The sequence below is a fragment of the Pseudomonas sp. PDM26 genome (genome assembly GCF_019219185.1).
GTDB lineage: Bacteria > Pseudomonadota > Gammaproteobacteria > Pseudomonadales > Pseudomonadaceae > Aquipseudomonas.
Genome location: NZ_JAHUWC010000015.1, coordinates 1 through 13,288 on the forward strand (window position 1 = coordinate 1; position 13,288 = coordinate 13,288).

The window sequence follows — 13,288 nt, forward strand, 5'->3', positions numbered from 1 at the left end:
GGGCGGTTTGGGCGCTTCCCAGGAGAATACCTGCAGGGTCGAGGGATCGGCGTACAGCTTGAAGTCGGCGTATTGGCCGATGAGTTTTTCCGCGCCGAGGTCGAGGTCGCTGCAGGTGAATTCGATGGTGTAGCGGTACGGCTGGCTGAGGTGTTCTTCGCCGTTGAAGGCGAGGACGTCGAGGTCCGCGTCGAGCTGGTCGATGTGCAGTTTGTAGCGGCGGTGGTCGAAGAATTTTGTGCTCATGGTCGGGCCTCCAGAATCGTGGAGGGCAACAGGTCATCAAACTGCAAGGTGACGCCTTCCTCGTCGCTGTAACCCAGGGTCACGCCAAGGGTTTTCTGCTGGGCAGCCTGACGTTGCAGCAGCTGCTGACTGAGCACCGGCAGAATCTGCTGGTTGAGCAGGCTGTCGATGTTGCGCGCACCGGTGTCGGGTAGCAGGCAGGCGGCGACCAGGGCGTCGTGGAGTCCGTCGTCGATGTGGCAGGTCAGGCCGTAGTGACCTTGCAGACGCTTCGCAACCCGGGCCAGCTTGAGCACGACGATGCGTTTGAGCGCGTCGGCTGCCAGCGGGCGGTAGATCAGGGTCTGGAAACGGGCGAGCAAGGCGGGCTGGAAGTGCTCGCGCAGAATCGGTCGCAGCCATTCCTGCAGCTCGCTGTCGCCGGCTTCGGGATGTTCCTGCAGACCGCTTTGCAGTTCATCGCTGCCAAGGTTGGAGGTCATGAGGATGACGGTGTTGCGGAAGTCGATTTCGCGCCCTTCGCCATCGCGCATGAAGCCACGGTCGAACACCTGATAGAACAGGTTGAGCACGTCGCGGTGGGCCTTCTCCACTTCGTCCAGCAACACCACGCTGTAGGGCCGCTGGCGCACCGCTTCGGTGAGCACGCCACCCTGGCCGTAGCCGACGTAGCCCGGTGGCGAGCCTTTGAGCTGGCTGACGGTGTGGGCTTCCTGGTACTCGGACAGGTTGAGGGTGATCAGCGACTTTTCGCCGCCGAACAGGCAGTCCGCCAGGGCCAGGGCGGTCTCGGTCTTGCCGACGCCGCTGGTGCCGACCAGCAGGAACACACCGAGTGGCGCCTGTTCTTCGGTCAGGCCGGTCTTGGCTGCGCGCAGGCGCTGAGCCAGTGCGCCGAGGGCCTGTTCCTGGCCAATCACCCGCTCGGCCAGTTGCGATTCAAGGGCCAGCAGGCTGGCCTGTTCGTCCTTGAGCAGGCTGCCCAAGGGCACACCGGTCCAGTCGGCGATGACTTCGGCGACGCTGCGCGCGTCGACGTCGAGAGACAGCAACGGTTGTCCGACCTGGGCTTCGGTCAATTGCTGCTGCAACTGCGCACAGCGATCACTACTCAGAGGGTCGGCCTGGCGCGCGTCAAGCAGTTGCAAGGTCAGGTCGAGTTCATGGCGGTATTGGCCCAGCAGTTCGTCCTGCTGCTGTTGCAGCTCGGCCTGTTGCTCAATGATCAAGGTCAAACGCTCATCGGCGGCGTTGCCACTGAGTTGCGCGTCCTGTTCAAGCGCCTGCTGTTCCAGCGTCAGCGCGGCATGTCGGGCCTTGAGGCGGACCAGTGCCTGGGGCTCGCAATCGAGGCCCATGCGCACGCGGGCGCTGGCCGTGTCGAGCAGGTCGACGGCCTTGTCCGGCAACTGGCGGCCGGTGAGGTAGCGCCGCGACAGGCAGACCGCCGCCTGCACCGCCGCGTCCTGGATGTGCACGCCATGATGACTGGCATAACGGGCCTTGAGGCCGCGCAGCATCAGGCAGGCGCTGGCATCGTCCGGCTCGTCGACCTTGACCATCTGAAAACGGCGTTCCAGGGCGGCATCGCGCTCGAAGTACCGCTTGTATTCGCTCCAGGTGGTCGCGGCGATGGTGCGCAGTTCACCACGGGCCAGGGCCGGCTTGAGCAGGTTGGCGGCATCCGCCCCGCCCGCCTGGTTGCCGGCGCCGATCAGGGTATGGGCTTCGTCGATGAACAGCAGCACCGGGTGGGCCGACTGCTGCACGGCCTCGATGACATTTTTCAGGCGTTGTTCGAACTCGCCCTTGATCCCGGCGCCAGCTTGCAACAGGCCGAGGTCCAGGGTGCGCACGCTGACCGACCTGAGGCTGTCCGGCACGTTGCCGTCCGCGATGCGCAAGGCCAGGCCTTCGACCAGCGCCGTCTTGCCCACGCCCGGCTCGCCGACCAGGATCGGGTTGTTCTTGCGGCGGCGACCGAGGATGTCGATGACCTGGCGGATCTCATCGTCACGCCCGAACACCGGGTCGATCTGCCCTGCCCTCGCCTTGGCCGTGACATCCTGGGTGAATTTGTCGAGCACTGCTTGCAGGGCATCGTGGGGGGCGCCTCCCTGGAGTGGAGTCGCCATGGGTTGGTCCAGGGCACTTTCCTGCTGAACCTGCGGACGCTCCTCGGAGTGCTCATCGAGCAAGGCGCCCAACTGCTGCAACTGAGTCTGGCTGAGGCTCAGCAATGGCAAGGCTGCTTCGCATGCCAGCAGATCGGGACTTTCCAGCAAGGCACCGAGCAAGTGGACCGAACGCAGGCTGTCATGGCCGTCCAGGGATGCTCGCAGCCAGGCCTTCTCGATCAGTTTGTACAGCCGGCCACACAACTGCGGCTTGCCCTGCACGCTGCGCGGCAGCATGTCGAGTTGGTCGAGCAAGCCGCGCCACAGCACATCCATGTCCCACTCATGGCGACGCGCGATCAGGGTCAGGTCGCCCTCGCCCAGCTCCAGCAACTTGAGCAGCCAGTGTTCGATACTGATGCGTCCATGGGCTCGGCTCTGACACAACGTGGCCGCGGCACTGAGCGCCTGGGCGCAGTAAGGATTGAGGCGGCGCAGCAGGCGCGTGGAGTTGTCGGGCATGGCGATACGTCCTTGTGCTGAGGATTCAGCTTGTGGTCGGTGATGGCGAAGAAAGGGGGATTGATGGGCTCGGTTGAGCGTCCGCGAGCAGAGGCTCAACCGAGCACACCGAAACCAGCAGGCAGGTGCCCGCCTGCTGGTCGTCGTGAATTACCCCCTCTGGCGCGAGCGAGTTTTCCAGGAATCATCGTGCGCGATGTTGCCGTCCTTATGGAGCCAGGTGATTTCCTCGTAGCGCAGTTCAACCTCCTCCAGATGGTTGTACTTCGCTTTGCTCACATCCTTGATGTCGTGCATTTTCGAGGAAACATTCACCACCTTGACATTTACCAGCGTGGTGACGAAAAACTCCGCTTCCTGACCGGCTTCGTTGATTTTATACGACTTGAATACAGCCTCTTTTAAGGTCTGGCCGGTGGTCAGTGCTTTGTAAAGGTATGGGCTGGAAGCATCGACTTCCTTGGTGAACACGTAAGGCTTATGGACTCTGGCACCAGTAAGCTTGCCGGTATTGTCATCGGTGGGAACGGACATGTCGTGATTCTGACTGACCACCTCGATACTGCCTTCGCGCCCCTCGACATCGCTTGAGCCTTTAATTTCTGCGCCGCCATCATCTTTCAGCCACAGGTGTATGGGAGATGCCATTTGAAGCTCCTTTTCTCAGAACAGTTATGCCGCGTTTGCGGCAAGGGGTTGTACGCCTGCCCCGGCCGAGGGAAGCGCGCAGGCCCCCGCTTCCGGCACCAGACGGATATCGACGCGACGGTTGGCCTGACGCCCCGCCTCGGTGTCATTGCTGGCGATCGGCTGGCTCTTGCCAAAGCCCTGCACCGCGAAACAGCTGTCGGGGATGCCACCCATGCGTTGCATCCATTCGCGCACCGCTGCCGCGCGGGCACGGGACAACTGCAGATTGTGTTCGTCGCTGCCGACTGCATCGGTATGCCCGGAGATGATGATGAGCCAGCCGGGCTGAGCCTTGATGCCGACCAGAGCGTCAATCAGTACCTTGGTCGACTCAGTCTTGAGCTGCGCGCTTGCAGTGCTGAACAGCGATAGGCTGTCCAGGCGTATCGTTCGTGCCGCTCGCACCGGCCTGGGGCCTGATGACGGTTGTCGGTGGCCGGCGATGGTCGCCAGCAGCCGTTCACGCAAGCGTTCGCCGTGGTACAGGCCAAGCCCCAGTGCCAGGGGCGCGCCCTGACGGTAGTAACTGTCCAGGCGCACGGCGTCCTCACGCAGCACGTTCAAGGCCTCCTCCCGCAGTGCAAATTCGGGTTGATCACGACGCTCGGTGGGGGCAATTGAGGTGTAACGGCGCAGGTCATCAGTAACTTGCCGCAGCAACAAGGTGTTCTGCCAGGCTGAACTGCTCAGGGCGACGACAACGGCAACCGCAAACAACCACAACGCGACCACGCTCGCGCGGCGCATTGGCCGACGTTGGGCCTGCACTGGCAGCATGCTCAGCAAGGGATCAGGGAACGGCAACGATGCCGCCACTGCTTGCACCTGTGCATCGGCATCAAGCAACCCGGTCTTGTCCCGCCGCCATTGCTGCCACAGGTTGCCGGACAGTTTTCCGGGCAGCTGCGGAACCAGGGCGCTGGCACAAATCACCGGCAGGCCGACGGGATGGCGAGCTTCACGGCAGGCGAAATGCGGCAGGACATGCTCTCCCAGCCAGGCCGCAGCACTGTTGAACAGCACGCTGGCCTGCATCCGTTCACTGCGGGTGACGTTGTCAGCGGGCAGCCGCTGCCAGTCGTCAGGATTGAGGAAGGCGCCCGCCTCACGGACATTGGAGTGGCCCTGCCCTGCCTCCCGACTGAACCAGGCACCATTGCCTGCCGACGATTGCAGGTAGCTGACAAGCATCAGCGGCAGCGCGATGCCACGCTTGCGAATCAGCGATACCTGATAATTGAGCGTGCGCACTCGCCCGGCCAGAATGGCGGCATCGCTGTGCTCGCCCGGATTGACAATGAGCATCACGCTGAGCTGCTCGCCCCATCCCGGCCGCAAGGCCAGGATGTCTTCGACCAACTCCGGAAGCTGCTCCACCCGGGGCACTCGCAAGTAACTGCCTTGTTCGATATTGCGCAACACCGGCGGCCCGGTGTCGGCCTCACCAAACAGGCTTTCGAGGCCATCACCACATACCAGTACCAGCGGACGACTATAGGCCGCCGGTGGCAATGCCAAGCGATCAACCGAATCCGGCATTTGTCGCTGACGTGCGATGCGGGCACATGCGACCGCCACACCACCGACAACGATCACGGCGAGGGCAACTCGACTCCATCCGCTCTGGGGGAAGATGGCCAACAGCACCAGGGCAAGCGTCCCGGCCCACAGCCAAAGCCCTTGTCTAAGTTTGAGCGTCATCGGCCCCACCTCAGGCTTCTGCGGACAACAGGGTCGCCACCAGACCGTCCAACATCTGGTCGAGGCCATACCAGATACCGACCAACAACAGAGTGACGGCCGCGGCGTTGATCAACGGTGAGCGCAACCAAAGCCCATTGACGCCGGGGCGGTTGCTGCCAGGTGCCGTCGATGCCTGACGCAGTTTCAGCGGGGGGACCTGTGCAGTCAGCGCGGCCAGCAATTTCTCGCGCTCGGGGTCGTTGACGTCGCTATATTTCCCTTCAAAACCAAGGGCCAGTACCCGTTGAAAGGCCGTCAGTACATGCAGATCCGGCGCCGGTTCGCGCAGCAATTCACGCATGTCTTCGTACAGGAACACCCCGGCCTGGTGGCGATTGAAAAACTTCGCTTGCAGCGGCTCGCTGGCCCAGCGAGTGTGGGCATCATTCTTGGCAAGCTTGAGCATGGTTTCGTCCAGCAACGCGCATTGGGCGTGGCTGATATGTTCGATGCTGCGTTGTGCCAACCCGGCCGCCTCCAGGCGCTGGCGAACCTGTTCGACCTGCTTGATGCAATGCGCCTTGACCTCATCGCTGTTTTGCCCCGAGGCGCCTTGCTGCAACTCGACCACCAGCAGGTAGCTGTCTTGCAACAACTCATCGATATCGACCGTCATGGCGGCCTGTTTTTTTGCTTCGATCAGGTTCATGCGCGCAATACCGCAAACAGTTCAAGTTTGACTTCGGCCAGGGTACTCGGGACATAGAAGGCACAGACACCTTGGGCGAGGATGGCTTTGCCCTTTTCATGGCTGAGATCAAGGGCGAAGTACTGGTTTTCCAGACGCAGGGGAATGGCCGCCGGTACATGGCTGAGGGATTGCAACGGCACGCCGTCGAGGGCGGCATTAACCAGTTGATCGACCTCATCCGGTGAACCGATCTTGCACAGCCGCGGGAACTGACTCTGCAACTGCACGGCGGGCATGCGGCAACGCACCGACAGGTAAAAATCAGCGCCGTCGGGCTCGCGTAGACGGGCGTCTTCGAGCCGCACCTGCCAGCGGTTGGCGCTGTGTTCTTCGAGTGCCAGGGCGATGACGCGCGAAGGTAGACTGGCTTCCAGCAATGTTGAAATCAAGCGCAAAAGAGGCGGGAATACGCTTTCCAGCTGCTCGTGGCGGTACGGCGGAATCTGCTCGACATCGTGTTCAAGGGAAAAGGTCAGCAGGCTGCCGGCCAGTTTTGTCAGTTCCAGATAGACCTGCTCGGGAGGTCGCGCGGGCCAGGTCTTAAGATCGGCCAATACCGGCTGGTAGGTGTTCAAGGCATTGAGCAGCCAGAACAGCGACACGTCGGCCACGGCGAAGTCGGCCATGCGCTGGTTGCTTTCGCGGCGCAGGCCCATCAGCCGCTGACGCTTGGAGGACAGCTGGGTCAACAGGTTGTCCAGTTGGATCAGCAACCCCCCATGCGCCGCAAAATTGAGCAGCGGCGGTACGTAGGCAGGGTCAAGGCTCCAGGCTCCCTGCCCGTCACGCACCAGGCGCGCAATCGGACAGGTCAGGTAATCGCCATTCTGGTCGTGCTCGAAGCGCAAACTGAGCACGTGTTCCAGGACGCCGATGGATTGCTGCTCATCGGCGTAAATGTCCTGCACCTGACGCCAGTCCTGGCGGTAACGGGTGGGTCGCTCTGCCTTGTCAGCGTCGAACAGGCAGTTGTTGCCATTGGCCTGTTCGAGGGGCAAGGCCAGCAGCACAGTCGCCGCCTGGCTGTCGTCGGACAGCAGGCGCGAAAGTTCCAGGCCCGGGGGCAGCCGATCAACATGATCGGTGTCAATCAAGGTGCCGTCGGGCATGCGCAAGCGCAGCCGAGTGGCCTTGATTTTGCCAAGGCGCAGGGCTTCCAGGTCAAACGCGACGCCCTGAACGCCCCAGGGGTGCACCAGTGACAAACGAGCCAGACACTCGTTGGTCCAGGCTTCCCAGCGCGCCTGCTGCTGGAATTGCTGCGGGGACAGCAACGCCCCCGCGGCCCACAAGGGGCGGTCGATTTTCATGCGGTCGTATCCCTACGGAGTGGTCCGGGAGTTAACAGGCTCAGGCTTTTGCCTTGGGCATCTGCGAAACCAGCGACAAATTGATGTCCATGCCTTCCACCTGGAAATGTGGAACGGCATACAATTTGACGCGGAAGAAACCCGGGTTGTCCTCGATGTCTTCAACGGTAACCTTGCCAGCCCGCAGCGGGTGCGAAGCCTGCAAGGAGTCACCCGGATCCTTCATCTCAGTCACCAACCCACTCACCCATTTGTTCATTTCCAGTTCGAGCAAACGGCGGTCCTTGGTGGTACCGATGTTTTCACGCTGGATCAGCTTCAAGTAATGGGCAATGCGTGACAGCAGGAAGATGTATGGCAGGCGCGCGTTCACCCGACTGTTTGCGGTGGCGTCGGCAGTGTCGTACAAGGCCGGTTTCTGTGCGGAGTTGGCCGAAAAAAAGCACGCATAGTCGCGGTTCTTGTAATACGAGAGCGGGATGAAACCGAGGTTGGCAAACTCGAACTCGCGAGTTTCCGGAATCATCACTTCCGAGGGTATTTTCACCTGATTGCCAGTACCCAGGTCGTACAAGTGGATCGGCAGATCAGTCACCGCGCCGCCAGACTGCGGGCCGCGAATCTGCACACACCAGCCATTAGTGATGAAGCTCTTGATCATGTTGGCAGCGAAGGCGTATGACGCGTTGGTCCACAAGTACTTATCGTGGTCCGGCCCTTTGACGCTTTCGATGTAGTTGAAGCTACGCACCGGAACGGTGTCGGGGCCATAGGGCAGACGACCGAGGACGCGGGGCATGAGCAAGCCGATGTAACGGGCATCATCGCTGTCGCGGAAGGCTTTCCACTTGAGGTATTCGGCACGGTCGAAGTAGTTGCCGATGTCCTTGATGGCGGCGACCTCTTCCATCGAGCGCTTGCCAAAAAAGGTCGGGCCGACGGAGCCGATGAAGGGCATGTGCGCGGCGGCCGAGACTTTCGAGATGTTGCGCAGCAAGGCGATGTCCTGCGGGCTGCGGTCGAACTCGAAATTGGAAATGGCCGCGGCGATCGGCTCGCCACCCGGTGTGTCGTATTCTTGGATATACGTGTGCAGATACAGACCGCTTTGTGCGATTTCCGGTGCATCCTCGAAATCCTGGACCAGGTGATCCTTGCTGATATCGAGCAGTTCGATGCGTACGTTCTGACGGAAGTCAGTCTGATCGATCAGGGATTTGACGCCGCGCCAGGTGGACTCGACCCGCTGGAAATCAGGGTGATGCATCACCGCGTCCAGTTGGCGGCTGATTTGGGCATCCAGCGACGCGATGTGTTCATCCAGTAGAGCCCTGTTCAGGCGCTGGACTTTGTGCGAAGACTGTTTGATCAACTTCAGGAAAACACTGACTGCGGCTGTCACACGCTCGTCGGCAGACACTTCCGAAAGTGCCTCGGCGTTCTGAAAGACCTCGAGGTCACCCAATATTTTTACCGGACTGAGATTGATCTTGTTGAACAGCGTGCCATACAGACCTTGGTTTTTTTCAGGCAACAGGGTAGTGCCGCGCGATTGTGCGCCAGATTGTTCGAGAGACATTTTTAAACTTCCTTTTAAACGAAACGAGATAAATTAATGAACGGCTTCCGGAGCCAGGGCGGCCAGTTCATCTCGCAGTTCGTCGCTCAGTGTTTCGTCCATGAGAATACGCTCCAGTTCCTGACGGAACATGGCATTGTCCAAAAGATTCGACTTGAGGTCGCGCAACAAGTTGCGCATTGCCAGCAGTGCGCGCAGTTGCGGAACTTGCCGAGCCACCTGTTCCGGCTCGAAATCCTTCATGCTCCGAAAACTCAGATCGACCGACGTCTCGTTGGCATCCTCCATCAGGGTATTGGCCACCGCCAGCTCGATCTCGGGAGAAAACTCGGCCAACACGCTATCGAAATTATTCTTGTCGATTGCTACTTTTCTTCTCTGCGATAACGGCCGCTGTTCCTTGCCGTTACTGTAGTCGCCCATCACCATCAACTTGAGCGGCAGTTCGACTTTTTTCTGTGCATCGCCAGTATGCAAATCGAGCTTGATGTTGACCCGAGCCTTGGGCACTTCGTTTTGAAAACTACCAGAAGCCATAAAACCTCCATGGATACTTGCAACAATGACACCGTTACAAAATACAATGACAAAATCGAGCTCAACAGTTGAGCCGACATAACGCAACCAAACGAGCGAACACAGGTTGCACGCTTGCTTGAGCGGCAAAAGATGAACACCTTGAAAGGAAACCGCAACTGCTGAAACAGAAACTCAAACACTTGCGGAGCGCAATACTGAACTATCTTACGAAGTCATTCCACCCACAAAACCAATATTCAGAGACGTCTTACATTACGCTCAGATCTTGCCTGCACTCTAAATAGATCTTTCCTCACACAATTAAGGAAACTTCCTACGTGCGGATTATTGGCATGCTTTAGTTGCCACTCGGCATAGCCATTTTGACAGCGGATGATTGGGTATTTCAGAAAAAGCGAGGAGGCGATGTCACGACTGCTGTGCCCGAGTCTTGAAGACCGAGCACAGGCAGCGCAGTTTTGCGGGTTTCTAGAATTGTTCAGCAATAAGCCGGTACGGATAGTCCGGCTCCCGGTACTTACCGGGACCTTGCCGTTTGGGCAGTTTCACTTTCGCCCGAGGTACTTCCTCGTAAGGAATGCTTTTGAGCACATCACTGATGATGTTCAGTCGCGCCCGTCGCTTGTCATTGGAGTTGGCGACTCGCCAAGGGGCGAATTTGGTGTCGGTGTACTTGAACATGTCGTCCCGGGCACGGGAGTAGTCGTACCAGCGGTTGTAGGACTTGAGGTCCATGGGCGACAGCTTCCAGATCTTGCGCCCGTCGGTGATACGCGCCTTGAGGCGTCGGGTCTGTTCCTCCTGGCTCACCTCAAGCCAGTACTTGATCAGGATGATTCCCGATTCGACCAGTGCCTGCTCGACGCGCGGCGCCACGGTAAGAAACGTGCGCACCTGCTCCTCGCTGCAAAAGCCCATGACCCGCTCGACCCCGGCGCGGTTGTACCAGCTGCGATCGAAGATCACCACTTCACCGGCCGCCGGCAGGTGCGGCAGATAACGTTGCAAATACATCTGGCTTTTTTCCCGGTCGGTCGGTGCCGGCAGCGCCATCACCCGGAACACCCGCGGACTGACCCGTTCGGTCAGCGCCTTGATGGTCCCGCCCTTGCCGGCGCCATCACGGCCCTCGAAGATGATGCAGATCTTCGCGCCCGTGTGCTGCACCCACTCCTGCAGCTTGACCATCTCGACGTGCAGCTTCGCCAGTTCCTCGAGATACACCTTGTTCCTGAGCTTGTCGCCTTCGACCGGTTTGCTTTTCGGTGCAGCCTTCTTCTTTGCCATGCCCGTTACCTCCTTCAATGCGTCACACAGCGTCCGGAGTGCGCCCGGCCGCGTTCATTCAGCCTCGACTGCGCTGGTAGTGTTCAACCGCCTGCTCCAGATTCAGGAACATCCGCGCCTCGCCCAACGTATGGCCCAAAGGTGCCTTGATGACCATGTCCCAGACGCCCGGGCTCATGCCCACCAGCCACAGTGAAATGCCTTTTTCGCGCATTCGCTGTTCCGCTCCGGTGAGCATTTTCAGGGCCGTGTATTCCAGGTCGAACACGCTGCGCAGGTCCAGGACCACGACTTTGGGGGTCGCCACATCAATCAGCGGTCGGATCTTCTCGGCGATGCGCTCGGCGTTGGCGAAAAAAATCCGCCCTTCAGGCCGAAGCAACAGCAGCCCGTCAAAGTGTTCGTCATCGACGTGGTCGGCGGACTGCGGCCGGTACACATTGGTGCCAGGCTTGCGCCCGAGGATGTGCACGGGTGGGTCCGAGACTTGATAGGCCAGGGCCAGCAACGAGACGATAATCGCCACGACGATCCCTTGCAGCGTGCCCAGCAACATCACGCCGATCATGGCCACCACGGCCCAGGCAAATTCGGTACGGCGAACCGACAGGATCTCGCGAAATTCCGCCGGCTCGATCAGGCCTACCGAATACACAATCACTACGGCGGCGAGCGTGGCATTGGGCATCAGGCCAATCAGCGGCGCCAGCAGCAGGCAAGTGCCCAAAGCCAGTGCTGCGGTGACCAGTGCGGCCAGTTGCGAACGGGCGCCTGCCAAACGGTTCACCGCCGTTTGGGTGGTCCCGCCACCGGCGACCATGGCCCCGAGAAATGCGCCGCCGATGTTGGCAACGCCGGTAGCCAGCAGCTCCCGGTTCGGTTGTGGCGCGGGCTCGTCACTGCGGGCGAACGCGCGCCCTGCCGCGATGGTTTCGGTGAAACTCATCAGCGCGATACCCATCGCCGAAGGCCACAGGGTTTCGGCCAGCGACCATACCGGCAGGGTTGGCGCGGGCAATCCGATCGGCACCAGGCCGACGGCGGACACACCAAAGCTCTCCAGGCCAAACAGGCTCATGCCAAGGATGCCCAGCGCCACCGCAATCAACGGTGCGGGCAGGCGTGGCGTAAAACGCTTCATGCCGATCAGCAGCAAGACCATGAACGCGCCGACCGTCACGGTCGGCAGCGAGGCGTGACCGACGCTCTGTACCGTGGCCACCAGGTTGTGCAGGAAGCCACCTTTGTCGATGTGAGTACCGAGCAATTTGGGTAGCTGGTCAAGCACGATGACCACGCCGATGCCTGCCTTGAAGCCCACCAGCACCGGTTCGGAAATGAAATTGGCGACGAAGCCCAGGCGCAGCAACCCCGCGACGATCAGGATCGCGCCCACCATCAGGGCCAGTGTGGCGGAGCCAGCCAACAAGGTCGCCGCATCGCCAGCGGGGCTGATCTGGCCCAACGCGGAGCCGGCAAGAATGGCCAGGGTGGTCGTGGTGCTGACACTGAGCGGGCGCGAGGTGCCGAGTACGGCATAGATCACCATCGGCACCAGCGCCGTGTACAGCCCGACCTGCACCGGCAGGCCGGCAATCGTGGCGTACGCCAGCGCCTTGGGAATGACCACGGCCGCTGCCGTCAGCCCGGCGACCACATCGCCTCGCAGCCAGTCTGGCCGATAACTGCCGAGCCATTGCGGGATCATCAGGCTGCGCACGGTACCCCGCGGTGGAGTGCCAGGACCGCGCTCTTGCGGATGGCTGCCTTGTTGATTCATGAGTCACTCCAGTCGCCAATCGTCCCATGCGGATGATGAGTAGACTCAACTGACCGCACAATCCTTTAACTGCACGCGTAACCACTGCAAACCTTCATCGGCAGCGAAGCGCCTGTGCCGACAGGCAGTCCACGCAGGCTTGACCAGTAACAAATGTAGCCGGTTTGCACAGCTACGCCGCCCTATGACTGGCGAAGGGGCCAGACGCCCCACCATCACCGGTCAAAAATGCAAAGCCTTGTATGGACGACGTCATGAAAGCGATAAATGAGCTATACCGGCTAACTCCCCCCCCTTTGCAGTTCTTCAGCTCAGGAGTTTGGCAATGAAGCTCAAAACCTCACTGGCAGCACTCATGGTTGCGGCAAGCCTGTTCGGCTGCACCACCTCATCGACCCACGGCGTGAACGTTCCCCTGGTCGCCACCCGGCAAAACGCCGGTCAGATCGGCACCGTCACGTTGACGGACTGGGACAAGAAAACCGGGCTGAGTTTCTTCGTCAGCGGTGTTCCAACCGGGGTTATCCTGCCCTTGCGGCTTTACTCTTTCATCAATAACGGCAGCTGCCAGCAACCCGGGTCAGTCGCCTACGCGATGAACGACACCGTCAACACCGAACGCCAAGCCGTACGCGGCTGGTCTTTTACCAGAACCGCGCCTGTGCCGTTGCAGACCCTGCTTGACGGCAAGTATTCGGTGGTCGTGCGCACGGCTGCGACCGATGGCAACGTCGATATTTTTTGCGGGGATATCAAGGCTGAAATGTTAGCGAAATAGCTCGC

11 protein-coding genes are annotated in these 13,288 nt (G+C 60.4%); 1 reads left to right on the forward strand and 10 read right to left on the reverse strand.

The genetic code is table 11. The annotated features are described in order from the left end of the window. The 10 genes from KW849_RS25210 to KW849_RS25255 form a co-directional block, all read right to left on the reverse strand. On the reverse strand, positions 1–246 hold a 246-nt coding region (locus KW849_RS25210), incomplete at its 3' end, for a hypothetical protein (protein ID WP_218431800.1). Next, positions 243–2,885 (reverse strand): type VI secretion system ATPase TssH, encoded by a 2,643-nt coding sequence (tssH, locus tag KW849_RS25215; RefSeq protein ID WP_218431803.1) that lies wholly within the window; start codon positions 2,883–2,885, stop codon positions 243–245. The genes tssH and KW849_RS25210, both read right to left, overlap by 4 nt. Before the next feature lie 150 nt (positions 2,886–3,035). Next, positions 3,036–3,533 (reverse strand): type VI secretion system tube protein TssD, encoded by a 498-nt coding sequence (tssD, locus tag KW849_RS25220; RefSeq protein ID WP_218431805.1) that lies wholly within the window; start codon positions 3,531–3,533, stop codon positions 3,036–3,038. A gap of 24 nt (positions 3,534–3,557) precedes the next feature. Then, the gene (locus tag KW849_RS25225) at positions 3,558–5,276 is read right to left on the reverse strand and encodes an OmpA family protein (protein WP_218431810.1); all 1,719 of its coding nucleotides are present in this window, start codon (positions 5,274–5,276) and stop codon (positions 3,558–3,560) included. A gap of 10 nt (positions 5,277–5,286) precedes the next feature. Beyond that, positions 5,287–5,967 carry a type VI secretion system protein TssL, short form gene (gene tssL, locus KW849_RS25230; protein ID WP_218431811.1) on the reverse strand — a complete coding sequence of 227 codons (681 nt, stop codon included), beginning with the start codon at positions 5,965–5,967 and terminating at the stop codon, positions 5,287–5,289. Continuing rightward, positions 5,964–7,319: a type VI secretion system baseplate subunit TssK gene (tssK, locus tag KW849_RS25235; RefSeq protein ID WP_218431812.1), complete on the reverse strand. Its 1,356-nt coding sequence runs from the start codon at positions 7,317–7,319 to the stop codon at positions 5,964–5,966. The genes tssL and tssK overlap by 4 nt, the downstream gene beginning before the upstream one ends. Positions 7,320–7,359: 40 nt before the next feature. Continuing rightward, positions 7,360–8,898 carry a type VI secretion system contractile sheath large subunit gene (gene tssC / locus KW849_RS25240; RefSeq protein ID WP_218431813.1) on the reverse strand — a complete coding sequence of 513 codons (1,539 nt, stop codon included), beginning with the start codon at positions 8,896–8,898 and terminating at the stop codon, positions 7,360–7,362. 33 nt (positions 8,899–8,931) lie between these two features. Next, positions 8,932–9,435 carry a type VI secretion system contractile sheath small subunit gene (gene tssB / locus KW849_RS25245; protein WP_218432126.1) on the reverse strand — a complete coding sequence of 168 codons (504 nt, stop codon included), beginning with the start codon at positions 9,433–9,435 and terminating at the stop codon, positions 8,932–8,934. Positions 9,436–9,906: 471 nt separating this feature from the next. After that, a complete protein-coding gene (ppk2, locus tag KW849_RS25250) occupies positions 9,907–10,725 on the reverse strand; it encodes a polyphosphate kinase 2 (RefSeq protein ID WP_218431814.1) in 819 nt (272 codons plus the stop codon). Positions 10,726–10,783: 58 nt separating this feature from the next. After that, positions 10,784–12,505 carry a SulP family inorganic anion transporter gene (locus KW849_RS25255; RefSeq protein WP_218431815.1) on the reverse strand — a complete coding sequence of 574 codons (1,722 nt, stop codon included), beginning with the start codon at positions 12,503–12,505 and terminating at the stop codon, positions 10,784–10,786. Between the two features lie 325 nt (positions 12,506–12,830). Here KW849_RS25255 and KW849_RS25260 point away from each other — a divergent pair, with 325 nt between their 5' ends. Continuing rightward, positions 12,831–13,283 carry a hypothetical protein gene (locus KW849_RS25260; protein ID WP_108216005.1) on the forward strand — a complete coding sequence of 151 codons (453 nt, stop codon included), beginning with the start codon at positions 12,831–12,833 and terminating at the stop codon, positions 13,281–13,283. The last annotated feature ends 5 nt before the right edge of the window (positions 13,284–13,288 follow it).

Bases quoted from the DNA above. Each gene is read 5' to 3' on its own strand.
- tssH (WP_218431803.1), bottom strand. From the start codon at position 2,885: ATGCCCGACAACTCCACGCGCCTGCTGCGCCGCCTCAATCCTTACTGC.
- tssD (WP_218431805.1), bottom strand. From the start codon at position 3,533: ATGGCATCTCCCATACACCTGTGGCTGAAAGATGATGGCGGCGCAGAA.
- KW849_RS25225 (WP_218431810.1), bottom strand. From the start codon at position 5,276: ATGACGCTCAAACTTAGACAAGGGCTTTGGCTGTGGGCCGGGACGCTT.
- tssL (WP_218431811.1), bottom strand. From the start codon at position 5,967: ATGAACCTGATCGAAGCAAAAAAACAGGCCGCCATGACGGTCGATATC.
- tssK (WP_218431812.1), bottom strand. From the start codon at position 7,319: ATGAAAATCGACCGCCCCTTGTGGGCCGCGGGGGCGTTGCTGTCCCCG.
- tssC (WP_218431813.1), bottom strand. From the start codon at position 8,898: ATGTCTCTCGAACAATCTGGCGCACAATCGCGCGGCACTACCCTGTTG.
- tssB (WP_218432126.1), bottom strand. From the start codon at position 9,435: ATGGCTTCTGGTAGTTTTCAAAACGAAGTGCCCAAGGCTCGGGTCAAC.
- ppk2 (WP_218431814.1), bottom strand. From the start codon at position 10,725: ATGGCAAAGAAGAAGGCTGCACCGAAAAGCAAACCGGTCGAAGGCGAC.
- KW849_RS25255 (WP_218431815.1), bottom strand. From the start codon at position 12,505: ATGAATCAACAAGGCAGCCATCCGCAAGAGCGCGGTCCTGGCACTCCA.
- KW849_RS25260 (WP_108216005.1), top strand. From the start codon at position 12,831: ATGAAGCTCAAAACCTCACTGGCAGCACTCATGGTTGCGGCAAGCCTG.